The organism is Vibrio frigidus, from assembly GCF_042465995.1.
GTDB lineage: Bacteria > Pseudomonadota > Gammaproteobacteria > Enterobacterales > Vibrionaceae > Vibrio.
This window is the reverse complement of sequence record NZ_JBCDMC010000011.1, coordinates 19632-45538: the sequence shown is the minus strand read 5'-3', so window position 1 is coordinate 45538 and position 25907 is coordinate 19632. Positions and strand designations below refer to the sequence as shown.

At 40.9% G+C, this 25907-nt stretch carries 25 protein-coding genes and 1 pseudogene; 17 read left to right on the top strand and 9 right to left on the bottom strand.

What is annotated here, in order from left to right; translation table 11 throughout:
* Positions 1–100 precede the first annotated feature (100 nt).
* Together dusB and fis are read left to right on the top strand one after the other, a co-directional pair.
* Positions 101–1069 (top strand): tRNA dihydrouridine synthase DusB, encoded by a 969-nt coding sequence (dusB, locus tag AACW90_RS17940; protein WP_195704594.1) that lies wholly within the window; start codon positions 101–103, stop codon positions 1067–1069.
* Positions 1070–1093: 24 nt separating this feature from the next.
* Positions 1094–1390: a DNA-binding transcriptional regulator Fis gene (gene fis / locus AACW90_RS17935; protein ID WP_195704595.1), complete on the top strand. Its 297-nt coding sequence runs from the start codon at positions 1094–1096 to the stop codon at positions 1388–1390.
* A 234-nt stretch (positions 1391–1624) separates the two neighbouring features.
* Here the strand turns inward: fis and AACW90_RS17930 are convergent, their stop codons facing one another.
* Positions 1625–2092: an Lrp/AsnC family transcriptional regulator gene (locus tag AACW90_RS17930; protein ID WP_195704596.1), complete on the bottom strand. Its 468-nt coding sequence runs from the start codon at positions 2090–2092 to the stop codon at positions 1625–1627.
* A gap of 109 nt (positions 2093–2201) precedes the next feature.
* Here AACW90_RS17930 and AACW90_RS17925 point away from each other — a divergent pair, with 109 nt between their 5' ends.
* From AACW90_RS17925 to AACW90_RS17895, 7 genes and pseudogenes are all read left to right on the top strand, one after another.
* Positions 2202–3362: a cystathionine beta-lyase gene (locus AACW90_RS17925; protein ID WP_390237139.1), complete on the top strand. Its 1161-nt coding sequence runs from the start codon at positions 2202–2204 to the stop codon at positions 3360–3362.
* Positions 3363–3420: 58 nt separating this feature from the next.
* Complete coding sequence (locus AACW90_RS17920) at positions 3421–4587, top strand: M24 family metallopeptidase (protein ID WP_390237137.1); 1167 nt, start codon at positions 3421–3423, stop codon at positions 4585–4587.
* Positions 4588–4720: 133 nt separating this feature from the next.
* The gene (locus AACW90_RS17915) at positions 4721–6085 is read left to right on the top strand and encodes an APC family permease (RefSeq protein ID WP_195704599.1); all 1365 of its coding nucleotides are present in this window, start codon (positions 4721–4723) and stop codon (positions 6083–6085) included.
* 175 nt (positions 6086–6260) lie between these two features.
* Positions 6261–7034 (top strand): maleate cis-trans isomerase family protein, encoded by a 774-nt coding sequence (locus AACW90_RS17910; RefSeq protein ID WP_347997406.1) that lies wholly within the window; start codon positions 6261–6263, stop codon positions 7032–7034.
* A 69-nt stretch (positions 7035–7103) separates the two neighbouring features.
* Positions 7104–8252: a M20 aminoacylase family protein gene (locus AACW90_RS17905; RefSeq protein WP_390237133.1), complete on the top strand. Its 1149-nt coding sequence runs from the start codon at positions 7104–7106 to the stop codon at positions 8250–8252.
* 271 nt (positions 8253–8523) lie between these two features.
* A complete protein-coding gene (locus AACW90_RS17900; protein WP_390237131.1) occupies positions 8524–8904 on the top strand; it encodes a Rid family detoxifying hydrolase in 381 nt (126 codons plus the stop codon).
* A gap of 250 nt (positions 8905–9154) precedes the next feature.
* Positions 9155–9733: pseudogene (locus AACW90_RS17895) on the top strand (hypothetical protein).
* Between the two features lie 98 nt (positions 9734–9831).
* Here the strand turns inward: AACW90_RS17895 and AACW90_RS17890 are convergent.
* On the bottom strand, positions 9832–10176 hold the full coding sequence (locus tag AACW90_RS17890; protein ID WP_390237129.1) for a DUF3316 domain-containing protein: 345 nt from the start codon (positions 10174–10176) through the stop codon (positions 9832–9834).
* Between the two features lie 200 nt (positions 10177–10376).
* Positions 10377–11378: a LacI family DNA-binding transcriptional regulator gene (locus AACW90_RS17885; RefSeq protein WP_390237127.1), complete on the bottom strand. Its 1002-nt coding sequence runs from the start codon at positions 11376–11378 to the stop codon at positions 10377–10379.
* 172 nt (positions 11379–11550) lie between these two features.
* Here AACW90_RS17885 and nhaC point away from each other — a divergent pair, with 172 nt between their 5' ends.
* Both nhaC and AACW90_RS17875 read left to right on the top strand, forming a co-directional pair.
* Entirely contained in the window at positions 11551–13020 is a 1470-nt protein-coding gene (nhaC, locus tag AACW90_RS17880) for a Na+/H+ antiporter NhaC (protein WP_390237125.1), read from the top strand.
* A gap of 62 nt (positions 13021–13082) precedes the next feature.
* On the top strand, positions 13083–14252 hold the full coding sequence (locus AACW90_RS17875) for a MalY/PatB family protein (RefSeq protein ID WP_390237123.1): 1170 nt from the start codon (positions 13083–13085) through the stop codon (positions 14250–14252).
* A gap of 249 nt (positions 14253–14501) precedes the next feature.
* Here AACW90_RS17875 and zntR read toward each other — a convergent pair whose 3' ends face one another.
* Complete coding sequence (gene zntR / locus AACW90_RS17870; protein WP_390237121.1) at positions 14502–14900, bottom strand: Zn(2+)-responsive transcriptional regulator; 399 nt, start codon at positions 14898–14900, stop codon at positions 14502–14504.
* 218 nt (positions 14901–15118) lie between these two features.
* On the opposite strand from zntR, the gene purH reads away from it, so the two are divergent.
* The gene (gene purH / locus AACW90_RS17865; protein ID WP_390237119.1) at positions 15119–16711 is read left to right on the top strand and encodes a bifunctional phosphoribosylaminoimidazolecarboxamide formyltransferase/IMP cyclohydrolase; all 1593 of its coding nucleotides are present in this window, start codon (positions 15119–15121) and stop codon (positions 16709–16711) included.
* Between the two features lie 201 nt (positions 16712–16912).
* Entirely contained in the window at positions 16913–18202 is a 1290-nt protein-coding gene (gene purD, locus AACW90_RS17860; protein WP_390237117.1) for a phosphoribosylamine--glycine ligase, read from the top strand.
* A 113-nt stretch (positions 18203–18315) separates the two neighbouring features.
* Here purD and AACW90_RS17855 read toward each other — a convergent pair whose 3' ends face one another.
* Together AACW90_RS17855 and AACW90_RS17850 are read right to left on the bottom strand one after the other, a co-directional pair.
* Positions 18316–19014 carry a DUF1481 domain-containing protein gene (locus tag AACW90_RS17855; protein WP_390237115.1) on the bottom strand — a complete coding sequence of 233 codons (699 nt, stop codon included), beginning with the start codon at positions 19012–19014 and terminating at the stop codon, positions 18316–18318.
* Positions 19015–19055: 41 nt separating this feature from the next.
* Positions 19056–19328: an HU family DNA-binding protein gene (locus AACW90_RS17850; RefSeq protein WP_390237113.1), complete on the bottom strand. Its 273-nt coding sequence runs from the start codon at positions 19326–19328 to the stop codon at positions 19056–19058.
* 268 nt (positions 19329–19596) lie between these two features.
* Between AACW90_RS17850 and AACW90_RS17845 the strand changes: the two genes are divergently transcribed.
* Positions 19597–20646, top strand: a complete 1050-nt coding sequence (locus tag AACW90_RS17845) for a CNNM domain-containing protein (protein ID WP_390237111.1) — start codon at positions 19597–19599, stop codon at positions 20644–20646.
* Between the two features lie 78 nt (positions 20647–20724).
* Here AACW90_RS17845 and AACW90_RS17840 read toward each other — a convergent pair whose 3' ends face one another.
* On the bottom strand, positions 20725–21312 hold the full coding sequence (locus tag AACW90_RS17840; protein ID WP_390237109.1) for a YjaG family protein: 588 nt from the start codon (positions 21310–21312) through the stop codon (positions 20725–20727).
* 69 nt (positions 21313–21381) lie between these two features.
* Between AACW90_RS17840 and AACW90_RS17835 the strand changes: the two genes are divergently transcribed.
* Together AACW90_RS17835 and AACW90_RS17830 are read left to right on the top strand one after the other, a co-directional pair.
* Positions 21382–22308, top strand: coding sequence for a D-2-hydroxyacid dehydrogenase (locus AACW90_RS17835; protein ID WP_390237107.1), 927 nt, complete (start codon positions 21382–21384; stop codon positions 22306–22308).
* On the top strand, positions 22308–22895 hold the full coding sequence (locus AACW90_RS17830) for a uracil-DNA glycosylase family protein (RefSeq protein ID WP_390237105.1): 588 nt from the start codon (positions 22308–22310) through the stop codon (positions 22893–22895). Before AACW90_RS17835 ends, AACW90_RS17830 begins: the two co-directional genes overlap by 1 nt.
* Before the next feature lie 70 nt (positions 22896–22965).
* Here the strand turns inward: AACW90_RS17830 and hemE are convergent, their stop codons facing one another.
* Together hemE and nudC are read right to left on the bottom strand one after the other, a co-directional pair.
* On the bottom strand, positions 22966–24033 hold the full coding sequence (gene hemE, locus AACW90_RS17825; protein ID WP_390237102.1) for a uroporphyrinogen decarboxylase: 1068 nt from the start codon (positions 24031–24033) through the stop codon (positions 22966–22968).
* 250 nt (positions 24034–24283) lie between these two features.
* Positions 24284–25066: an NAD(+) diphosphatase gene (gene nudC, locus AACW90_RS17820; RefSeq protein ID WP_390237100.1), complete on the bottom strand. Its 783-nt coding sequence runs from the start codon at positions 25064–25066 to the stop codon at positions 24284–24286.
* Positions 25067–25250: 184 nt separating this feature from the next.
* Here nudC and rsd point away from each other — a divergent pair, with 184 nt between their 5' ends.
* Entirely contained in the window at positions 25251–25745 is a 495-nt protein-coding gene (rsd, locus tag AACW90_RS17815; RefSeq protein ID WP_390237098.1) for a sigma D regulator, read from the top strand.
* Positions 25746–25907 lie beyond the last annotated feature (162 nt).

The window sequence follows — 25907 nt, the reverse complement described above, 5'->3', positions numbered from 1 at the left end:
TTTGGAAAACAATTTGTAAATGCTCAAAAAATAGTCTTTTCACGCATCGAAAAAATGCGTAAAATGCGCGCCCTTGCTAGATTAGAACTGTGAAGACCTTTTGAGAATCGGAAATCATCAACTTAAGAACAATTTGATTGTTGCGCCTATGGCTGGCGTCACCGATCGACCCTTTCGAGAGTTATGCCTTCGATATGGAGCAGGAATGGCCGTCAGCGAAATGATGTCGTCTAATCCTAAGCTCTGGAAAACGGCTAAATCTAAGCAACGCATGGTACATAAAGGTGAATCGGGTATTCGCTCAGTACAGATTGCGGGTTCTGATCCTAAGTTAATGGCAGAAGCAGCTCAATATAGTGTTGAAAACGGTGCACAAATCATCGATATCAATATGGGTTGCCCAGCTAAAAAAGTGAATTCAAAGCTGGCGGGGTCAGCTCTGCTAAAACACCCAGAGATGATTGAGAAAATCTTAACTGAAGTGGTTAATGCAGTAGATGTACCAGTAACACTGAAAACCCGAACCGGTTGGGATACAGACAATAAAAACTGTATCGAAATCGCTAAAATGGCCGAAGGCTGCGGCATACAAGCTTTTGCTCTTCACGGAAGAACAAAAGCCTGCATGTACAAAGGCGAGGCAGAATATGACAGCATTAAAGCCGTCAAAGCGGCTATCTCTATACCCGTTATTGCCAATGGTGATATCGACAGTGCAGAGAAAGCCAAACAGGTTTTGGAATACACTGGAGCCGACGCTTTAATGATTGGTCGGCCTGCCCAAGGTCGTCCGTGGATTTTCCAGGAAATCTTACACTATTTGGAAAACGGCACCACTATGCCTGAACTTCCGACGAAGGAAGTGAAGGAGATTTTACTTGGACATGTTCAAGAGCTTCATCTCTTTTATGGTGAGTTTCTTGGCCCCCGCATTGCTCGTAAGCATGTGGGTTGGTATCTGAAAGAACATCAACAAGCTAGTGAGTTTCGCCGTACCTTCAACGCGATAGATGCTGCAAATCAGCAACTGGATGCACTCGAAGGTTACTTTGTACAATTTGTTTCATAAATTACTAGAAGAGCTAGACATAATATGTTCGAACAAAATTTAACTTCTGAACCACTAACAGTATCTACTGTAACTTCACAAGATCAAATCACTCAGAAACCACTACGTGACTCTGTAAAAGCATCTTTGAAAAATTATCTTGCTCAGTTAAATGGCCAGGACGTTGACGACCTGTACGAACTGGTATTGGCTGAAGTTGAACAACCACTACTAGACACCATCATGCAATACACTCGTGGCAACCAAACACGCGCAGCAAATATGATGGGTATCAACCGTGGTACTCTTCGTAAGAAACTAAAAAAATACGGCATGAACTAGAAATTAGTTTATAAACTATTGATTTAAAAGGCCAAGTAGAGAAATTTACTTGGCCTTTTCTTTTTGCATTTCGCACTACATTACACGCAAAAAGAAATGAAAACTTATCTAGAGTCCAATTTAAATATCTACGAGTATTATCATTAAAGCCCTCAAGTTTTGATTTACCAGGTGAACTTCAAATTCATTCGGGTTGAAAAATAGAGTTCTAATTAATCTAATATCCGTAAACTATTATATGGCCTGGTGTAGCGTTGCTTTTACACGATCCATTGCAATAATTGTTCTAAACCATTTCACGTTTTTATTATTATAAAATAGTTCTTTACTAACATTTTCATACGCTGCCATGGTTGGTACTCCAAGCACCAATATAAAGTCAGCCTCTCCCGTCACGTAATAACACTGCTGTATTGCTGGACCAGAAAAACTAGCTTTTAATGCCTCAATATCAGATGTATGGGCTCTTTCAATATGCACCTCAACAATAATCGTAATAAGCTGCCCCACCTTTTCTGGTGCAATGACAGCGGTATTCGCGCAAATAACACCATCATCCTCCATCTTTTTAATTCGTCGTTGTACTGACGCTGGCGATAAGCAAACTTTATCTGAAAGGATTCTAAGGGGAGTCTTATTATCCTGTTGTAGTGTGATTAGTATCTCTCTATCGAAATTATCGAGTGTATTTGGCACGTTCATTGGGAAATTTTCTCATTATCGTAGTTTATTGAGAGCGCTATTCTTATTCCAAAAGAGATATTATTTCAAGTGTTGATAGATAAATAAATAATTAATTAAGGAAATAATAATGCATTGGCAAACTAAGTTAGCCCAACCTCAAACGTTAGCTGCTTCGGGCTTCAAATCTTTAGTGACACCTACATACAGAGGTTCGACAGTATTATTTGAAACACAATCAAAAGTGGTTGATGGTTGGCAGCAAAAAGAAAATGGCTACAGTTATGGCTTATACGGCACACCAACCACTATTGAATTAACAGAGCGTATTGCTCAGCTAGAAAATGCTCACCACACTTTTGCGGTCCCAGGTGGCCAAGCAGCAATAGCATTGGTTTACTTTGCCTTATGTCATAGTGGAAGCCATGCATTAGTGCCGTACAGCGCTTACGGGCCAAATAAAGAAATGGCTCAGGGAATGCTTAAAGATTTAGGGATAGATGTTGAAGCATATGACCCTATGTTAGGCGCTGACATTGCCGGGCTTATAAAAGAAAATACGTCATTAATCTGGGTAGAAAGCCCAGGTTCAGTAACGATGGAAGTACAGGACATTCCTGCAATTTGTGCCGCTGCTCACGAAAAGGGCGTAATGGTTGCGTTAGATAACACTTACGCTGCTGGTGTGCATTTTGATGCATTTTCTCATGGTATTGATATCAGCATGCAGGCGCTGACTAAATACATTGGTGGACATAGTGACTTATTGTTAGGCACGGTTTCTGTTAACTCTGAAGAACTCAAAATGAAAGTGGGTTCTAGATATAAGCAATTAGGCTTAGCCGTTTCTCCAGACGACTGTAGCTTAGCGCTTCGCGGGTTACAAACACTTGCCGTTCGACTTGCCCACCTTGAAAAATCAACGTTAGAAGTAGCCAATTGGCTAGCAATACACCCCAACGTTGAACAAGTATTGCACCCTGCTTTACCTTCTTGCCCTGGTCACGAATTCTGGAAACGTGACTTTACCGGCTCTAGCAGTGTTTTCTCATTCGTATTTAAAGATGACTTAAGCGCTTCTCAAGTTGAAGCATTTATCGATTCCTTAGAACTATTTAAAATTGGAATGAGTTGGGGTGGAGTAACCAGCCTTGCATTAGTTTACCCAGCGATAGAAAGACCAAATAAAGATTATGAAGGTCGTTTAGTTCGATTGAATATCGGATTAGAAAGTACAGACGATCTAATTTCAGATTTACAACAAGCAATAACCAAAATTACTAATAAATAATAACACCAATAATAACACCAATAATAATAATGATTTAATTGAAACAGAAGAGGTATATATGAATAAACCTAATCGTGGTTTTACTCTACAAGAGTTTGAAGATAGAACATCTAGAGCGCAAAAAGTGATGCATGAACAAAATCTTGATGCGATGATTTTTACCACCGAACCTAATGTCCGTTATTTTACAGGATTCTTTTCCCAGTTTTGGCATAGCCCAACTCGCCCTTGGTTTGTTGTGGTTCCTGCGGAAGGGAAGCCTATAGCGGTTATTCCAGAGATCGGGGCCAAAGGAATGGCTGAAACATGGATCGATGATATTTTCACATGGTCATCACCAAGGCCAGAAGATGATGGTATTAGCTTATTGGCCAATACATTGAATACGCTCCCTCGTAAGCATGGACGAATCGGAGCCACTCTTGGTATTGAATCCCACCTTCGTATGCCAGTAAATAATTACCTTCAGCTAACGACACTAGTAAAGAGTGATTTTGTTGACGTTTCACTGGCTGTTCATGAACTGCGTCAAATTAAATCGCCAGCGGAGATAGCAAAAACTCGTGAGATCTGTCGTATTACCAATGAAGCTTTCGATAAAGTGCCTTCCTATGCTCAAACGGGTATGAGTGAGCGGGATATCTGTAAGCAGTTTAGTTTAGATCTAAGAATGGAAGGCGCAGATGAAACGCCTTTTGTTATTGCTGGATCTGGCCCTGATGGTTACTACGATATTCTGATGGGTCCAACCGACCGCATTATAGAGCCAGGCGATGTTTTGCTAATAGATACTGGTGCTGTATGGGATGGATACTTTTCTGACTTTGACCGTAACTGGGCGTTTGGAAGTGCTAGCGAAGAGATTAAATCGGCTTATCGCGCAACTTATGATGCGACCACTAAGGGCTTTGAAGCAGCATGCCGTGCTGGAGCAACAACGACTGATATCTACAATGCAATGTGGCAAGTATTAGAAGAAAACGGGGCTCTTGGTAATGATATTGGCCGCGTAGGCCATGGTTTGGGCATGGAATTAACAGAAAGACCGTCAAACACGTCAACCGATAATACACCTCTTAAACCGGGCATGATCATGACTCTAGAACCAGGCATGACATATGCGCCAAATAAAATGATGCTACATGAAGAGAATATTGTCATTACTGAAGATGGTGCTGAATGGCTATCAAGACGAGCAGATCCTGAACTGATCATCATCGAATAATCGCACCGAGAGATAAGCCTTAGTTTATCAAATTAAGGCTATACAGAGGATAGTAATATGAATTTTCAACAATATAAGAAAATTACGTGTTTAACGGGATATCCACAAAGCACTTATAAGGGAGCAAACTAAAATGTCAAAATCAGGAGATGTGGGTCATAGTGTTCTTGGAAAATGGACATTATTGGCTATGGGTATCGGTATCACTGTCGGTGCCGGGCTATTTTCACTCGTTGGGGCTGGTATAGGCCTTACTGGACATGCCTTGTGGTTAGCTTTTGGTATCGCCATTGTGTTCGGGATTTTTTATAACATACCTATGTTATTTGCCAGCGGTTCACTTGTTTTGGATGGTGGTCCTTACGCTCTAATCAGCAGGATACTCGGGAAAAAATATGCAGGTATGTATGTTGTAAGCTTCTTCTTGTATTTCCCTACTGTCGCCATTTATGCTTTGGCGCTAGGGTTCTATATAAACTCTTTGCTTCCAACGGTCACTCCTTCTGCAGGTGCGATAGCTGGTTTAACGGTGTTCTATGTTATAAATTTGTTCGGGCTAGATACCTTGTCTCGATTCCAAAACATGATGACAACGTTGCTTATGGTTGGTATCGCAACATTTATCTTGATTGGATTCGGCCAAGTTGATTTTGCCCTTCTTACACCAAGTACTAATCCAGATTTTGCATCACAGGGCAATATGGGTATTTTCAAAGCGGCTTGTTTGCTCTCTTTTGCAACATACTGCCAATACTATCTGATGTACTTCAGTAAATACGCCAAGAACCCTAAGAAAGATATTCCATTTGGGATGATAGGCACGACCATTACAATTGTCTTTATTTATATTGGAGTTTCAGTCGTTGCTTCTGGTGTTCTACCGATTGATGAAGTGGCTAATCAACCTTTGACACTTGTTGCTCGAGAAGTTCTTTCCGCTCCAATATTCGTGTTCTTTATGATTTGTGGACCATTTATGGCGCTATCAACGACCATTAATAGTGTTTACGCCTCTTACGTACAACCTATTCAGGCTGCGACGCATGATGGATGGTTCCCGAAAAGCTTTGCGGTTACCAACAAACGAGGCACTCCTTGGAAGATATTAACGCTTTGTTGGCTAGCTTCTATGTTACCCATTCTTCTTGGCTGGAACATAAGCACCATAGCAAATACTTACATCCTTACTGATATTTGTATTGGTATCTTTATGATGGTAGCCATTGCGATGCTACCTAAAAAATTCCCAAGTGCTTGGGCAACACGAGAGTTTGGTAAAAATGTTCCTTTATGGGGATTCTATACACTGGTAGGTCTTGCTGGTGTAGTACAAGGCATACTTATATATAACTCAATTACTTCCATTAAATTATACATTGTCGTTGTGACTGCAATAGCCTTTATTGTCGGTATTGCTTATGCAATTAAAAAGGACAAGGAAATTAACGTAATTGATTCCAATGAAGAACCGGTTCTTGAACCTGCTACCAATTCGTAGTTAATACTTTCGGTAGACGCTAATTAAACGCCTACCGATTATTAACACAAATAATACCAAACTAAAAATGAACATGGCGATAATATTTCTATATCTGGCATAAGCCTCTTCCGTATAAGGAAAACAATGTCGAATAAGAAGAACATTGTTATCACAGAAATAAAAGGATATTACTATGAATTTTGAACAATTTAATGAATTTGAAGTTAAGCTTAAATTTGAACCAGCTCCTCGTCCAAATAAAGTTCATATTGGACTTGTACAACTAGCAAATGATCATACTCTCGAAACCGACTGGTCTCATTTACTTGGTGAACAGGCGGCACTGTTTAGTAATCGCGTCTTTAAAGAAAATGGAATGACTCCGGAAGCATTGGATAACGTTGCTACGAGTATTGGTCAATCCGCTCTTTTAGTCGCTGACGGCCTCCCAATGGATGTGATGGCGTTTGCCTGCACTTCTGCATCATTTGTTATTGGTGAAGAAAAGGTATCTGCCTTGTTAACAGAAGGCCGAGGTGATATCCCAACGACAAATCCGTGGAGTGCTGCTAAAGCGGCATTTAAACATCTTAACGCAAAAAAAATCGCCGTATTTTCTCCTTATCCAACCGATGTAAATATACAACTTAAGGAGCAATTAGAGGGCTCTGGTTTTGAATTGGTTGCTATAACTTCATTAGGTATTATGGATGATAATATGATTCATAAAGCACCACTAAGTAGTTTTGAAGAAGGTATTGAAGTATTAATCAAAGATACTGGGGCAGAGGTAATTTTTATGTCCTGTACAAGCCTACGTGCCGTAGAACACATTCAGTATCTTGAAGAAAAATATGGTGTACCCGTTATTTCTAGTAATTCGGCACTATTTTGGCATTCAATGCATCTTTGTGGGAAAAAAGCAGTTTGTCCTGGCTATGGCAAGCTGTTGAATAGCGATATTTAATATTCATTACACAGGTAAAGGAAGAAGTAGTTCATTATTTTCCTTTACCTCATTACTTGGGCTTATCCTATGAATTTAGAAAAAAAAGTTATTGAATGGCGACATTTCTTTCATCAGAATCCAGAATTTGGATTTGAAGAAACATTAACTTCTGATTTTGTTGCAAATACACTCGAGAGTTTTGGCATTGAAGTCCATAGAAATATTGGGAAAACAGGCTTAGTTGGAATACTGAAGAAAGGAGACAGTAAAAAATCCATTGGATTGAGAGCGGATTTTGATGCGCTAAAATTACAAGAAGCGAATGCGTTTGAACACTGTTCAAAGACTGACAATATGATGCACGGTTGTGGTCATGATGGGCACTCAGCAATGCTTCTTGGTGCAGCGTTTCAACTATCACAGCATTGTGATTTTGATGGTACCGTTTACTTTATATTCCAACCTGCAGAAGAACAAGGTACCGGTGCAAAAGCAATGATTGACGATGGGCTATTCACACGTTGGTCAATAAATTCAGTCTACGCAATGCACAATATGCCGGGAGTTGAATTAGAAACCTTTCTAATCAGTCCAAATTCAATAATGGCAGCAGAGAATCATTTTAGAATTGAAGTTCTGGGTGAAGGTGGCCATGCGGCACTACCACATTTAGGCAATGACCCTCTCATTGCAGCATGTCATATAGGTACGGCGTTACAAACGATAATTACTCGAGACTTAGATTCTATACACGAACCTGCAGTGTTGTCGGTTACGAATATAGAAACAAACGGTGGAGCTAATGTTATCCCTACCGTTGTGACTCTATCTGGAGACACCCGCTGTTTTTCTGATGAAACACAGGAGAAAATCAAGGTCAAAATGGAACGTGTCATTTCAGGTCAGTGTGCCTCCGCAGGACTAAAATATAATTTTGAGTTTTCTAATTGTGTTTTGTCTACGGTTAATGACCCTGAAAAAGCTAAAATTGCAGCCCGAATAGCAGGAAGCATTGTTGGAAACGAGAAAGTAGATATTACTTGTAAGCCATACTGTACTTCTGAGGATTTTTCTTTTATGCAAAGAGAAGTACCAAGTTGCTATATTCTGATTGGGAACGGTGCGAGAGGAGAGAAAGGGGGAGTGGCGTTACACCTTCCTACGTACGACTTTAATGATGATTTATTAATGACTGGTGTTCAATTTTGGGTGGAATTGGTTCGAGACCAGCTTTAAATATTCACTAAAACCACATTAATTTAAGTCATATTTGGCAACTAATATAGTCATTAGAAACTGTATTTAAATTTCACATATTAAGTAGACTATAATTAGGCGCCGTTATTTTTATGTGTCACATTATAAATAAAACCCGCAAGGTAGATACTTAACATAAAGCAAATAAGTAACTATTCTATTTGCAAAAAAACTTAAGCATGTAGTAAGTCAGTCTATTTTATAATGATGTTTTACTTACATAAATAATCGTATATATAACGGAGAAAAAATGAAGCATATAATCAACTCAAATAACGCCCCTCAAGCTATTGGCCCGTATTCTCACGGGACTACTTTTGACCAATTAATATTTACTTCAGGTCAATTGCCTATTGATGCAAATACTGGCCAAGTAGTTGATGGCGGAATTTTGGAACAAGGCATTCAATCTCTTAAAAATTTAACCTCCGTTATCGAAGAAGGAGGAGGTTCTACAGATACAGTACTAAAGACGACTTGCTATCTTGCCAATATCGAAGATTTCCAAATGTTCAATTCGATCTATGCAAAACTGTTTGGTACCAATAGTCCTGCAAGGAGTTGTTTTGCAGTTAAATCGTTACCTTTAGGTGTATTAGTCGAGGTAGAGGCAATCGCGCACAAAATATAAGAAGTAATAATACCGTCCTTTTATAGGGTGAGCGCCTCATAAACCTATGGGGCGTTTTGGTGTGGGGAAATTCATGGCGCAATTACATGCTATTAAATTCAAATAGCCAATTTGAAAAACTCTAATCCCGTTGCTGCATTTCTTGCTTAAGTTCAATAGAACTCTAGCTCACCAATGTTTATGACGATCGTCAATTTTTTACTGTGTTTGTTTTGTTAAGGTACTGGTACCATCTTCAGAATAAGGAAAGATCTTGTTTAAGAAAATCGCGTTAAGCACCCTACTTGCAATAGCCTCGTCAAGCGTATTTTCGGCGCCTATTGAATTTCAAAAAATACCTGAAATCATGCAACAATTTGATAACGCTGAGATTTTCGTTAAGAAATCAGTAACATTGGGACGGTAACCAATAGCCGCAGAGATTGGCACTCAGTTCGCTACCTATGTTTCAGATGGAAAGGGAGGAGTAACACTAGAAACCCAAAATATCATGTCTGACGATGTCGTTATTGCCAGTATGCCCAAGCCTATTGTTGAAAATATTTATAATCAGTGGTTGATACCTAAAGCTAAATGGGTAGATACCTACGGCCCATTACCGACATCTAGCGAATTTAAACCCTTTAAACGCATCAAAACCATAAAAGCGATTAAGATAGATGACAGAATGTTGAGTCTATTGGAAAGTAAAGATGGTGAAACAGCGACGATACAAGTCAGCTGGGATAAAAATGGGATGGTGGTCTATAAGGATGGATACCTAGCGAACTATGAATATGGTATTGCACCAGATGAAATGAAAGCCAACTATGAAAAGGTTGATAAGTAATTAATATCACATAAAGACAATAGCAACCAAAGCTCAAATATAGAAAAAGCCAACAGACCGAAATCTGTTGGCTTTCTAAATTCTAAAACAACGTGAATTTAATCTTTGCTGTTTACGCGAGCGTCGAAATGATAATCAACATTCACGATAGCACGGTAAGAAATTTCACCACGAGCTTTAGAGAACTCTTCAATCGTCACAATCGAGTCGTCTAACTGGATATTGGAAACGGAATGTTCACCAATGGGCGCTAGTTTGAATTTTAATTCAGAACTGCTCGCGGTTTCCAATGCATCAACGTAGTCAAAACCCGCTTCGTACGCGGCCGCTTTAGAAGCGAAACCAGCTGTTGATAAATTTGTTTCACTATAAACCGATTGAGTACCTGCAAATGCCGTTGCGCTCATGAGTATCGTTGCGGCTAGAACGGTTAATTTTTTCATTTTATTTACCCTTAAAGTGTCTGTTTGAAATGAGTGACGACTTGTTGGGGTAACTGCCCCTCTCACTCGATGGAGCAATTATTCATTATTTTCATGTGATATACATCACACTAAAATACCATTCATTATGGGTAATTTAGCATCAATAATATGAAAGCTCCTGGCACGACGATTCACAGCATCAAAGAGATCACGCTTACTCAGTGATGATCAGCTTTAAGTGCCGTCACTGATTCGCGCTTTATTAGTAAAGGATGAAACGCGCGTGAAACAGTGCTGTTTATACCTTCTAAAGAAATACGTGCCGCATTGATTGCCATACTTTCGATAGGACTACGGATAGTAGTTAATTTTGGTGAGAAATAGCACTGTGGTAATACATCATCGAATCCGACGATGGACAACTGTTCTGGCACCAATATTCCGTGTTCTTTGAATACTTGAATAGCCGCTGCTGCATAGAAATCATTAAACGCTACTAAAGCCGTCATGGGTAACCCTTTATTTAAAAAATTGGTTGCCGCCAGTGCCCCTCCTTGCTCTCCAAATGGAACCTCTTCAACCCAGTCTGGGTTAAACTCAATGCCTGCATCATCGAGCGCACGACGGTACCCATCAAAACGAAGGAACTTATCATCAACTTCAATTTCACATGACAAATACGCTATGCGTCGATGTCCTTGTTCAATGAGATAACTGGTAGCTTGATAAGTGCCTTCACTATTATCCAGCCATACACACTGATCTTCGATTGTTGGCACACGCCGATTGATGACAACAAACCCAGGAATTTGCTTCGCATATTGAATCAATGCTTGATCACTCATTGTTTTGCTATGGATGACAATATTTTTGCACCCTTTACTTAGCATGAATTTGATCGCATCTTCTTCGCAGTCAGAGTCATAATTACCACTCGCGACGATCATTTTTTTTTCATATTGCTTCGCAATTTTCTCTACACCTTGACTCAATAATCCATAAAATGGCGAGTTAAAACGGCTAACGATCAATCCAATCGCATTCAACCCTTGGTTGATAGTAAGGCGTTGATTCCCTTTTATTTTGTATCCAACCTGAATCATGGCACTTTCAACCAGTTGTACGGTTTCTGGTGACACACTCAGTGATTGATTAATGACACGAGATACCGTTGCAGTCGATACCCCTGCTGCCTGTGCAACATCGTTAATTGTAGCCACTATTAAACTTCCTTTTAAATCAAATGTAATTTACATGCAAAATGATAATAATTACATTATTGACGTCCATCACAGATCCCGTAAAAGAGAAGATATATGCTAATACTGTGATTAAAACGATTATAAACCTTAATATGTACTTTCTACATATAATAACTTGGATGTAATTTACATGAAAAGCAAAACTATATCTACCCCAACTGTTGGATTGGCGTTACTGCCGATACTAACAATGCTCACTTTCTTGATTGTGGGCTATGGCGTATTTGGTTTACCCATCGAAAGCTTATTATTAGGATCGGCCGTTGTCGCTTCTGGAGTCGCCTGGAAATTAGGCTATGGCTGGGACGATATCCAAAGCGCAATTACTGAACGTCTTGCTAAAGCTTTGCCTGCTGTATTTATATTGGTACTTGTCGGCGGTTTGATTGGCAGTTGGATGATTGGTGGCACCATTCCAATGCTTGTCTATTACGGCCTTAAAGTCATTAGCCCTGAATATTTAATTTTTACAGCATTCTTAGTCACTAGCTTTGTTTCCTTGTGTACCGGAACCTCTTGGGGTTCTGCGGGAACCGTTGGTGTTGCGCTAATGGGTGTAGCCACAGGCATGGATGCGAATCTTGCTGCCGTTGCTGGTGCAGTAGTTTCTGGCGCTTACTTTGGCGACAAAATTTCGCCACTTTCTGATTCCACAAACTTCGCTCCTGTTGTTGCAGGGACGGACCTTTACTCCCACATACAGCATATGTTGTGGACAACAATTCCTGCCTTTTTGTTGGCTTCAATTGTATTTTTCTTTGCTGGAAACAGTGACGTTTCGGCGGAAACACCTGAAAAAATAATTGCCATTTTGGCAAACCTTAACGAATTATTCTCACTAAATATTTTCTTGTTATTACCACCAGTTCTTATTTTATGGGGTGCCATACGCAAACTTCCAACGATTCCACTCATGGTCGCCGCCATTGCTATAGCCATTGCTAATGCCATGATTTTCCAAGGTTTCGACCTAAACACCGCACTTACTTCCATGTTGGGTGGTTTTAATGCTTCCATGTTTACGAGCTCAGGACTTGGTGATGTTGTCGTTCTTAGTGACGTTTTAACGTTAGTAAATCGCGGTGGCATGACTTCTATGATGGGTGTTGTCCTTCTTGTTTTCTGCGCGTTCTCATTTGCTGGCACACTAGCACTCACTGGTAGCCTAAACGTATTAGTGAGATTGCTTACAAAGGGGATCAAAGGAACAGCAAGCTTGATTGGAGCAACCATTGCTACCACTTTCATTGTTGTATCCACAACATCAGATGGGAAGCTTGCACTTTTAATTCCTTCTGAAATATTCCGTGATATGTATAAGCGTATGCAGCTCGACGCGAAAAATTTATCTCGTACGATTGAAGATGCAGGGACAGTTATTGAGCCATTGATTCCTTGGACCAATGCTGGCGTATTTATGGCGGCTACGCTAGGCGTTTCAACCCTTGATTACCTACCGTGGGCAATTCAAAACTATTCTGGTGTCATTTTTGCGATGATCTGGGCGTATAGCGGCATCGGGATCGCTAAACTCAAAACAGAAAAAAATGCCGACGAGATACAAATACAAGATAAAGCGGCAAATACTGCAACCAGTTAGTTTAAACACGACGAACCTTCAGGAAGCACGATTCAGTGCTTCCTGTTTTTGACGAGGACATTATGCAACACGAATTAGATACCGTTATCAATCGCTACGATACAGACTGCCTAAAATGGGACTACATGGAAAAGTGGCTCGGTGTTCCAAAAGGAAAGGCATTACCAAGCTGGGTATCTGACTGGGATTTTAAAGCTCCCGACTTCATTACTACACCACTTAAAGAACGAATTGAACATGGGATATTTGGCTATTCTGAGCGTGGCGATGAGTATTTTAACTCCGTCATCGATTGGTGGTCGGAGAATCACAAGGTTGAGCTAAAGAAGGAGTGGTTCCATACCACTCCGGGAAGCCTACCCGCTATCGCGATGCTGGTTGAACGTTGGAGCAACCCTGGCGAACGAGTTCTTGTTTTTAGCCCTGTCTACCACGCGTTCTATCGAACGATTGAAAATACAAATCGGGAGCTTGCTGTTTCTCCACTTGAAAACAACAACGGCTACTACACCATTAACTTTGATGACCTAGAAAATCAATTAAAGTCTGGCATAAAAATCCTCATGTTCTGCAACCCACACAATCCCGGTGGACGCGTTTGGACAGAAGAGGAAGTGACTAAGGTTTGTGCACTTTGCCACCTATACGACACATATATTATTTCAGACGAAATTTGGGCCGACATCGTATTTAACGGATATACATTCTTTAGCTGTTTACGAGTCAATCCGGATTATCTGAACAAAATGGCCGTATGCATCGCTGGCACAAAGTCATTTGGCTTACCATCGATGCGCTTAACTAATACTATGATTCCAAATGAACATGAAGCAAAAGCGCTGAAGTCCAAATTGCTCGCCTATGGAATGGATGTGTACAGTTCGTTGAGCTTATTGGCAAATCAAGCCGCGTATCGCCATGGGAGAGAATGGCTTGATGAAACACTTTGTTATCTAGAAAACAATAATCGAGTGCTTGCTGACTTCGTTAACACGGAGCTGACCAAGGTGACTTATCTCCCACAAGAATCTACCTATCTTGCATGGTTGGATTGCAGGGCACTAGAACTGAGCGATAACGAACTCGAAGAACAACTTCATCTCGCCGGAGTCATTCCGACGATGGGTTATAGTTTTGGCGAGCAAGGAAAAGGATTTATTCGTCTAAACCTTGGTTGTCCAACCTCTATATTGAAAGAAAAAATCGTTCGTTTACGCACTGTATTCAAGTAACACCGAACTCTGATTCCATTTCGAACAACAAATAGAGTAGCAAGCCTATAATTTTCTGCTCTATTTCCTTCTTATTTTACCCACGAGAAGTCACAACAATGAATACGATAAGATTTGGCCTTGATATTGGCGGTACAAAAATTGAGTAGCAAAGAATAATGCTGATATAGCCCAAACATTTCTATTCACTTGCTCTATAGCGACTTCTAGGCTGAGTACCGGTTCTCCATAACAGGCTATCTTTCATCATTACTTTAGCGCCTCTAAAATGGAACAATGACTTGCGTTGTCATTACTGTGTCCGCAACAAGCATCGTTAATTTTCTTCAGAGCGTTTCGAATTTTGGTTAGCTCCTTAATTTTCTCATCAATAAGGAGTAGTTTTGTTGACGTAATGCCTTTTACTTCCGCGCAGCTATGTTGAGTGGCTTCAAGGCGAATCTCTAACAACTCTCTAATCTCATCGAGACTTAATCCAAGTCGCTTAGAGTTTAAAATGAACTGGACTTGCTCAAGGCTATTTTCAGAATAAATACGATAACCAGAATCACTGCGCCCGACGGGTTGAATAAGGCCGTTTTTTTCATAAAATCGAAGCGTATCAGTCGTCACGCCACCTTTTTTTGCCAGTTCTCCAATCAGGTACATATTTATTCCTTATCTTTTTTGTCTAAAAAATAGACTGATTTTAATTATTTATGTGAAGCCAATCGATTGCGCGAGCATTTTAGGTGCAAATTGGGTAGAATACGCGCCATCATTTTTAACAAATTTATACCCGTGTGCTTACTTGTTAAAACGTAGCATCTGGCAATAAACGTATCTCTTATACAATAATTTCTGTGAATTCAAGGAAAATGGAAGCAATGAATAACGCCCGCCCAATCCGTCGCGCTCTTATCAGCGTATCAGACAAAACTGGTATTGTTGAGTTCGCTCAGGCTCTTTCTGATCGAGGTATCGATATTTTATCTACTGGTGGTACTGCTCGCCTGCTTGCAGAACAAGGTATCTCTGTTACTGAAGTTTCTGATTATACCGGCTTTCCAGAGATGATGGATGGTCGAGTGAAGACCCTGCACCCTAAAGTTCATGGCGGTGTACTTGGCCGTCGAGGTCAAGATGATGCGGTTATGGCACTGCACGGTATCGACCCTATTGATATGGTTGTCGTTAACCTGTACCCATTTGCAGAAACCGTGGCGAAAGACGGTTGCACATTGGCTGATGCTGTTGAAAATATAGACATCGGTGGGCCTACGATGGTTCGCAGTGCCGCGAAAAATCATAAAGATGTGGCTATTGTCGTTAACGCCTCTGATTACTCCCGCGTCATCGCTGAAATGGATACAAATGAGAAATCACTTACATTAGACACTCGTTTTGATCTTGCTATCGCTGCCTTCGAACATACCGCCGCCTACGACGGTATGATTGCCAACTATTTTGGTACTATGGTCCCTTCCTATGGCGACAATAAAGAAGGTGACGAGGAGTCAACGTTCCCTCGCACGTTTAACCAGCAGTTCAAGAAGAAACAAGATATGCGCTACGGTGAGAACAGCCACCAAGCAGCGGCTTTTTATGTCGAAGAAAACCCTGAAGAAGCCTCGGTTTCAACGGCTCGTCAAATTCAAGGCAAAGCGCTTTCATACAACAACATAGCGGATACCGATGCTGCTTTAGAGTGCGTTAAAGAATTTTCTGAACCCGCTTGCGTTATCGTTAAGCACGCAAACCCATGTGGTGTCGCTCTTGGTAAAGATATCCTTGAAGCCTATAACCGTGCATATCAAACCGATCCTACGTCGGCGTTTGGCGGCATTATCGCCTTCAACCAAGAGTTGGATGCAGCGACCGCACAAGCGATTGTTGAACGTCAGTTTGTTGAGGTTATCATTGCACCTAGCATATCGACTGAAGCGATTGAAATAGTCGCAGCGAAGAAAAACCTTCGTCTACTTGAGTGTGGTGAATGGACAACAAAAACGACGGGCTTCGATGTTAAACGAGTGAATGGGGGCCTACTTGTTCAAGACCGCGATCAAGGTATGGTGACGCACGATGATCTAACCGTTGTATCCAAACGCCAACCAACAGAAGAAGAACTCAAAGACGCGCTGTTCTGCTGGAAAGTCGCAAAATATGTAAAATCTAATGCCATTGTCTATGCGAAAGGCGATATGACCATTGGTGTTGGTGCTGGCCAAATGAGCCGAGTATACTCTGCCAAAATTGCAGGTATTAAGGCCGCAGATGAAGGGCTTGAAGTACCTGGTAGCGTAATGGCATCTGACGCTTTCTTCCCGTTCCGTGATGGCATAGATGCCGCAGCAGAAGCAGGAATAAAATGTGTTATTCAGCCTGGGGGTTCTATGCGCGATAATGAAGTAATTGAAGCCGCTGACGAACACGGCATGGCGATGATCTTCACTGGCATGCGTCACTTCCGCCATTAATAAGAAACTCAGATTCAAGCTATAAATACATAACTTGGTGAATTGAATATTTTATCCCTATTCAGTTTTTAAAATGAATTATTCATTTTAGAGCAAAGCCATTTTTTCTAATTCAAGGAAAGCGCGCGGAGTTTATAAGCATAAATGAGCACGCTTGACACGGAAGTTGAAAAAATGGCGCAGCTATTAAAGGAAATAAAAATGGATGTATTAATCATAGGTGCAGGCGGTCGAGAGCATGCGCTTGGCTGGAAAGCGGCACAAAACCCAGATGTTGAAACCGTTTATGTCGCACCGGGCAATGCGGGTACGGCACTCGAACCAAAGCTATCGAATATTGCTATCGATGTAGAAGATATTGATGCCTTAGTGGCTTTTGCAAAAGAAAAAGCCATCGATCTAACGATTGTAGGTCCGGAAGTACCTTTGGTACTTGGTGTCGTTGACGCATTCCGCGAAGCAAGCCTACCTATTTTTGGACCAACAAAAGCCGCCGCACAGCTAGAAGGTTCAAAAGCATTCACTAAAGACTTTTTAGCTCGCCATGATATTCCGACGGGTTGGTACGCGAACTTTACCGAGATTACACCCGCAATCGAATACGTTCGTGAGAAGGGTGCACCAATCGTTATTAAAGCCGATGGCTTAGCCGCTGGTAAAGGTGTCATCGTCGCAATGACACTGCAAGAAGCCGAAGATGCTATCAGAGATATGCTTGCGGGGAATGCTTTTGGAGACGCAGGTAGCCGAGTCGTTATCGAAGAGTTTCTTGAAGGCGAAGAGGCAAGCTTTATAGTCATGGTCGATGGTAAGAGTGTCTTACCAATGGCCACCAGCCAAGATCACAAACGCGTCGGCGACAAAGATACGGGTCCAAATACTGGTGGTATGGGCGCTTACTCTCCAGCACCTGTAGTCACACCAGAAATACATGCACGAATACTGGAAGAGGTGATCTACCCAACGGTTCGCGGCATGGATGCAGAGGGCGCTCCCTATACTGGATTTCTTTATGCAGGTTTGATGATTGATGCTGATGGTACACCTAAAGTCATCGAATATAATTGTCGATTTGGTGATCCGGAAACACAACCAATCATGATGCGCATGGAATCTGATCTTGTCGACTTATGTTTAGACGCGCTTGATGAGAACCTTGAAAACGCTGAATCACATTGGGATCCACGCGCTTCTATTGGTGTCGTACTTGCTGCTGGTGGTTACCCTGCTGATTACGCAAAAGGTGACGTTATCTCAGGGCTCCCGACTGATGAAGTAGAAGGTGAAAAAGCGTTTCATGCTGGTACAAGTTATAGAGACGGCGATGTTGTGACTAATGGTGGACGGGTACTTTGTGCAACAGCACTTGGGGATACTGTGTCAGAAGCTCAGCAGCGTGCCTATGAGCTTACAAAGCGCATTAGTTGGAAAGGCATGTTCCATCGCAATGATATCGGTTACAGAGCGATAGAGAGAGAAAACAAGAAATAATCTTTCTCGATGTTCTGACATAAAAAAGGCGCTCAATGCGCCTTTTTTCAATTGTGTCACAGGACTGAATCCGTCATCTAGTCGAACTCACTTCCTATCCGGCTTCACTATACTCATTCATCTTCTATAAAAACGGGTCTTTCTACACAATCAAAACTTTCATCTTCTAGCATCAATAGATCTTTAACGACCAATTTACCCGGCGAAGAAGAACTAACAAACGCGGCATAACTGTCTAGACTCGCAAGGCGATTTATAACAAAGGTTGGCAATGTCTGATTAAATTCTATGCTTTTGAATGTTTCAGCATCACAGCTATTAAACACCTTCCCATCCCAATACCCTTGCATCAAGCTAGAACCGTTCTTATCTTGCTGTTCAGTGACGGTTTTAATAGATTCAGCTTCATTCAAAAGCATCTGAATCTGCTGTGTTGTCAAAGGAAGCACCTTACCATCAAGCCGATATTGTTGGTAAACCGCCTCGCCATTATTATCAAAACGTAATTGAATTCTATACGGCACCGGCTCATATGACGCTTGTCGTTGCATCCCTTCTCTGACGATTTCTCTGACGACGCTTTTTCTCCAACGATAGTCAGACTTATACCAACCATAATCACCTGAAGCGACATAATCGGAAGCGGAATAAGGAAGGTCTAATCGCTCTGTATACCAATAAAAACTCGTTGCATCACCAGCAGATTGGCCACCAGTCATCGTATTGAATATTTCAGTGTTGCTTGTCGTTGGGCTAGATGAGCAGCCCAAAAGAAATGAGGATAAGAGAAGAGGTATAAAATACTTTTTCATAAAGAGTATGACACCGAGCACTTGGCTCGGTGTCAATTATATTACTTCACTGATTCTTTCAGTGCTTTACCTGCGACAAATGCAGGTACATTAGCTGCAGAAATTTGAATCTCTTCGCCAGTCTTTGGGTTACGACCAATACGAGCTGCACGGTGATTTACTTTGAATGTACCAAAACCAATTAGTTGAACTTGGTCACCCTCTTTTAGTGTATCAGAAACACTACTTAGAGTTGCTTCAAGTGCAGATTTTGCTTGAGCTTTAGATAGATCCGCTTTTTCAGCGATAAAGTCGATTAATTGGGTCTTGTTCATTAGGTTTCCCTTTTTATGTGTTATCGAATCCGAACCACTGTAATGCATAAAGGCCCCGTCTGGCAAAGGTTTGTCTGGGAAGTTACCTTAAAAATACGTAAGTTTAGGTTGAATATGAGTAATATCTCACAATTTGATACAGTTTTCTGTGCCGTAGTGGTTGCTTATCATGTCGTAACACGAGTAAATACAGTATCTAAGCGCTATATATCTCACATAAATACTTTTAATTTATTGATACTTTACACAGGAATGTCTTAAAAAATTCATGTTTTTATTAACTTTATATATAACCGTAGCCATCGGTATTTCATTTTTTTGTTCAGTACTTGAAGCTATTTTGCTCAGCATTACGCCAAGCTACTTAGCTCAATTAAGGCAACAAAAACATCCTTCGGCTCCGAAATTAAGTCAACTAAAAGGAAATATTGATCGCCCTTTAGCATCGATACTGACTCTTAATACCATTGCCCATACGATTGGAGCGGCTGGTGCAGGTGCGCAAGCAGCATCGGTATTTGGTAGCCAGTGGTTAGGTTTGTTCTCTGCTGTTTTGACATTGGGGATATTACTGCTTTCAGAAATAGTTCCAAAGACCATAGGTGCAACCTATTGGAGACAATTAGCTCCAGTCGCTGCAAACCTGCTTGGTTGGATGGTATGGGCGTTAACCCCATTTGTTTGGCTTTCAGAGCAGATAACCAAGCGTTTGGCTCGTGGGCATACCCCTCCAAAACTACGCGACGAAATTTCTGCGATGGCAATGCTTGCCAAAGAGAGCGGCGAATTCAATGAAGGTGAATCTAAGATACTACACAACCTGCTAACGTTACCTGATGTCCCAATAACACAAATCATGACACCTAGGCCCGTCGTCTTTAGAGTAGAAGCCGAACTCACCATTAACGAGTTTATAGAGCAACATAAGGATATTCCTTTTTCCCGGCCGCTAATATACAGCCAACAAAAAGACAATATTTTAGGATTTGTGCATCGATTAGAACTGTTCAAGATGCAGCAATTAGGCAGCGGTGAACAGCAATTGGGTGCCGTAATGCGACCCATTAATGTTTTGCTTAACAACACTGTGTTACCTAAAGCGTTTGACCATATGATGAGCAATCGACTTCAATTAATATTGGTTGTAGATGAATATGGCACAATTCAAGGCATTGTTACCCTTGAAGACATGTTTGAACATCTGATAGGTGAAGAGATTGTCGATGAGGCGGATAAAACAACAGACATGCAGGAATTGGCTTATCAAAGATGGGAAACGTGGAAAAAATTGCATGATGTAAAAGATAGCAGCGATTAAAGTCTTTTCTTCTTGAAACTTGAAGCGAACGTTGTTCTTTTAAACAAACGGAATTCGCTTCAAGATTCCAGGTTCAAATTAAGCTGAAATACCTAAGTTACTCACGCCTTCATCTTTGATTTCTTGGCGTAGATCTTTAATCAGATCAATATCTCGCCTCACTGCATCCTTGAGTGGTTTGTATATTGCCCATTGAACATCCCATTCAGTACAAACCGCTTCGTTTTCTTTTTGATTTTCATTAGTGATCTCATCGCAGCCTTGAGCTTCTTCTAGCTGGGCAACCGTCATCACTGACAACTCACTCACCGACAACATGTTCTCAAACAAATAGTCTCTATCAAGTAGGCCGTGAATCAGCGTAGATAAACCTTTACACGCATCGATTGCAGGGTAGACACCATAGAAATCAAAATCTTCGGATGAAGGGATCAACTCTTCCAATTTTTCTAGCTGACGCTCGAAATTTATTTTTGCACTTTTTACTGTCATCAACTCCCAGATGCTATCTAGGATATCTCGATATATACGCGATTCTGCAAATTCTGTATTCTCGCAAAAAACAACATAGTTCGGATACATACGCTCACACAAACAAGCCATGAAGGTTATTTGTTGCCATGGTTCAAACTTCTCAAGTCGTACTTGCAGTGGATTCTGTAACATAACAGCTCTATGGTTTATAAATAATCAGCGGCAGTGTACTTGATAAAGTAAAGGGAAAAAAGAAAGCAGATGGATAATTTTAAAAACAAAGTCAGAATCATTACTGAATATAACGACGAATACATCGAAATGCTTAATCAAGCAGAATTACCTGACCTAATTATTACCGACAATAATAACGACGCGAATATCATTTTAGGATCGCCTCCATTAATCGCCCCCATTGTCGATGAGTTCTGTCAACTTGAATGGATGCAATCCGCTTATGCCGGTGTTGATGCGTTAATAAGCTCTGAGCTTCGACAAGATTATCAACTCAGCAATGTGAAAGGAATCTTTGGTGAGCAAATATCTGAATATGTTTTGGCTTACACTATCTCCCACTTTAGACATTTCAACACATACCGAACTCAACAATCTGAGAAGCTTTGGCTACCTCATCGGTACCGGACCGTTTCAGGCAAAAAAATGTTGATTTTAGGTACAGGTGCGATAGGTAATTACTTGGCTAAATCTGCTTCATCTTTTGGGTTACATACCATCGGCGTCAACCGTACTGGGATTCCACCAAAGGATTCAGCTTTTACAGACATTGTTCACATTGAGCAGGTACATGATGTTTTGGCTGAAATGGACGTCATTGTGTCGACATTACCTAACACCGTACATACTGTTGGTATATTCGACCAAACGTTTTTTTCTCATTGCCAACAAGCCCTGTTTTTCAACGTAGGTAGAGGCCATTCAGTTCATACTGAAAGCCTGTTATTGGCCCTTGAAAACGACAATATTCGTCATGCCTTCTTAGATGTATTTATCAATGAACCAATTTCTCAAGCTTGTCCTTATTGGCTCAATTCAAAAGTCACCGTAACCCCTCACATTGCGGCGTGCAGCTTCCCTGAGCAAGTATTTGAGATTTTCAAAGAGAATTATCTTCTATGGCATAGTGGCTTCAGCCTGCTAAACACTATCGATTTTGAAAAGGGCTACTAATGAATATTAGTGACCTACTTACAGAGATAAAGGCATGTAAGCTCTGTGAATCAGAACTTGAACTCGGTGCCAATCCGGTTATACAGGCAGATGAAGACGCTAAGATTTTAATTATAGGCCAAGCTCCCGGGGTTAAAGTACATAGAACGTCTATACCTTGGAATGACCCGAGTGGTGATAGGCTTCGAGGCTGGCTAAATATTGATAAGAATTGTTTTTATGACCCTAAAAACATAGCCATCATGCCTATGGGTTTTTGCTATCCGGGAAAAGGCAAAAATGGCGACCTTCCTCCTAGGAAAGAGTGTGCCCCACTTTGGCATAGAAGCGTGTTATCTCTACTGCCAAAGATAGAGTTAACGTTACTGATTGGCCAATACTCTCAACATTATTATTTGCCAGACAAACCAAAAACGCTCACAGAGACCGTTCATCAGTGGCACAGATGGTCACCAAGCGTTATGCCTCTTCCACATCCGTCTCCGAGAAATACATTATGGCTTAGAAAGAACCCGTGGTTTGAAGAAGATATTGTTAAGCACTTAGCTGAAAAAGTGGAGAAAATACTTTCTCGAAAAGAATATTGAGCTCTCACGAAGCCCGAGTCTAGAACCTAGAAGCGAACGAAGTGAGTGCCCAAGTTACAAAGTATCTGATCTATTTATGGTATGGCTTAGATAGCTCGTGTACCGCTTCTACAAACACGCCAGCATTTTCAGGTGGCACGTCTAAGTGAATACCATGACCTAAGTTAAATACATGGCCTGTACCTGTATCACCAAAGCCTTTTAGAATAGTCGCTACTTCTTCTTGAATTCGTGGGGCAGGTGCATAAAGGACAGACGGGTCCATATTGCCTTGTAAAGCCACTTTATCTCCAACGCGTGCTTTCGCATTTTCGATGTCGATAGTCCAATCTAGACCTATTGCATCACAACCTGTTGCGGCGATCTGTTCAAGCCACATGCCACCATTTTTAGTAAACAGAGTAACCGGAACACGACGGCCTTCATTTTCACGAATCAAGCCATCAACTATTTTTTGCATGTATTGAAGAGAGAATAGATTGTAATCACGCGGAGTAAGTACACCACCCCAAGTGTCAAATACCATCACAGATTGTGCGCCCGCTTTAATCTGAGCATTAAGATATTCGATCACACTGTCAGCCAGTTTATCTAACAATAGGTGCAAGGTTGCTGGTTCGGCATACATCATCTTTTTAATCTTAGTGAATGCTTTAGACGTTCCACCTTCGACCATATAGGTAGCTAGAGTCCAAGGACTACCAGAAAAACCAATTAATGGCACTTCACCTTGCAGATCTTTGCGAATTTGACGTACAGCATTCATTACATATTGAAGTTCACCTTCAGGGTCTGGTAAACCTATTTTATCAACATCAGCTTTACAAGTAATAGGATGATCAAACTTAGGGCCTTCACCTGTATCAAAGTGTAAACCTAACCCCATAGCATCAGGGATTGTTAAAATATCAGAAAACAGAATGGCGGCATCTAATGGAAAGCGGCGCAAAGGTTGAATGGTCACTTCCGATGCCAACTCTGCATTACGGCAAAGTGACATAAAATCACCAGCTTCTGCACGTGTTGCTTTGTATTCAGGTAAATAACGACCTGCTTGACGCATCATCCATACAGGGGTGTAATCCACAGGTTCTTTCAGTAGAGCGCGTAAATAGCGATCGTTTTTTAATTCGGTCATTCCGTCATTCCAATTTGAATTTAATTTTTTCAAAAGCTTATTCTAACACTCTTTAAATATGCTGCTATACGAGCTTTGAGCCCTAGATCATGTTATTACGTTTTTAATCAACTATTCTTTTGCGTCTTATTTCCGAGCATGGTACTAATCCTTCCGCTAGCGAAAACAATAATAATATTAGGTAGCTAAAAATACCTAAACATCTCATAACGACATCTTACTTACCCCCTCCGTTTACGGAGGGTTTTTTTTATCCTAAATTTATGAATTCAACCGTCTTATCAATGAGAGCACGAGCAATAGTGCCTTTTGGCGCCACGACTGGCATCTCTTCCGGAGTAAACCATTTAACATCGGCGAGCTCAGTATAATCCGGTTGAATATCACCCGAATCATAATCCGCTAAAAAACCTATCATCATGTTGGTTGGAAATGCCCACGGTTGGCTACCAAAATAACGAATATTCTTTATATTAACACCCGTTTCTTCTTTTACTTCTCTTGCAACACACTGCTCTAACGTCTCCCCGACTTCCACAAAGCCAGCAATAACCGTATACATTCCCCCTTTATGTTGAGGATGTTGTGCTAACAATATTTTGCCCTTATCACGAACCGCAACGATGATGCACGGAAAAATACGTGGATAGTGTATTGTGCGACACTCACCACATTGCATTGCAATTTCATTATGATTCAGAAAGTTTCTACCGCCACACTGCGCACAAAATCTTTGTGTCTGTGTCATATGTCCATACTGGACGGCTTTGCTCGCCAATAAAAACAACGCTTGTGGCATAAGTAAATGATCTCGAAGAGAGACTAGCTCGACTATCTGATCGACATCTGCTTCATTTACCCACATTACTGGCTTAGCTAAATACTCACCGATTTGAATTGCTTTATCTAAAGGCAAATTCAATGCTTTAGCTGTTCCTGACGGCATTTCATTTTCATTTAGCCAGATATCACTGCCATTCACTACAATCCAATAAGCGTCGACATCACCATTATTAACACTTTTTTTTAACATCCTTTGACCTCACCGCTTGAAGTTCATCCATTTTACTGGCAATCTGAATTCATACCAGAATTAGTCGTCATGTAATAATATATACACATTACTTTTGGTATCAAGAAGATAAACATTTGTATTAAGTGCCTCAGTTTATGGGGTTTTCGGTTGACGCTATGTGCGCAATCTGATCATGAGGGACATGGTCATGTTAAATAAATTAAAAAAAACACAAGAACAATGGGGTGGTTCCAGTGAAGTTATCGATCACTGGCTTGATACCAGACAAACCGTTATCGTCGAATACTGTCATCTCGCAGCATTGAAGCCGAACACCTATAAGAAAGCTATGGGAAAACTACCGACGCCTGATGAACTGCAGAAATATTGTCAGCACCTTGTCGATTACATTTCAGAAGGTCATTTTAAGATCTATGAGATGGTTATGGATAAATGGAAATCAACGGGTTTTTCTCCCACTGACGAAATTAACCAGACCTACGGTAAAATAGTACTGACAACTGATCCTCTATTAAATTTCACCGACAAGTATGCCAATGTTGGTAAAGATGATCCTCTAGAAGATTTGGATAATGATTTATCGCTCATTGGAGAGATTATTGAGACACGCTTCGAGGTTGAAGACCAACTCATCCAAATGATCGCAGACAGTTTAGCGGTACCTCCAGGCGCATAGTATTCACACAGAATACATTGCCTATGCTATACCTATAATAAGCACGATTCACATATGTGATTGGTGCTTTTTTTATTTCTCCTCCAAGCTGACCTCTTATACATCTCTGTATAACTAATATCATTGCAATAATAATAAGATCATGTGTTTACCTAACGCATT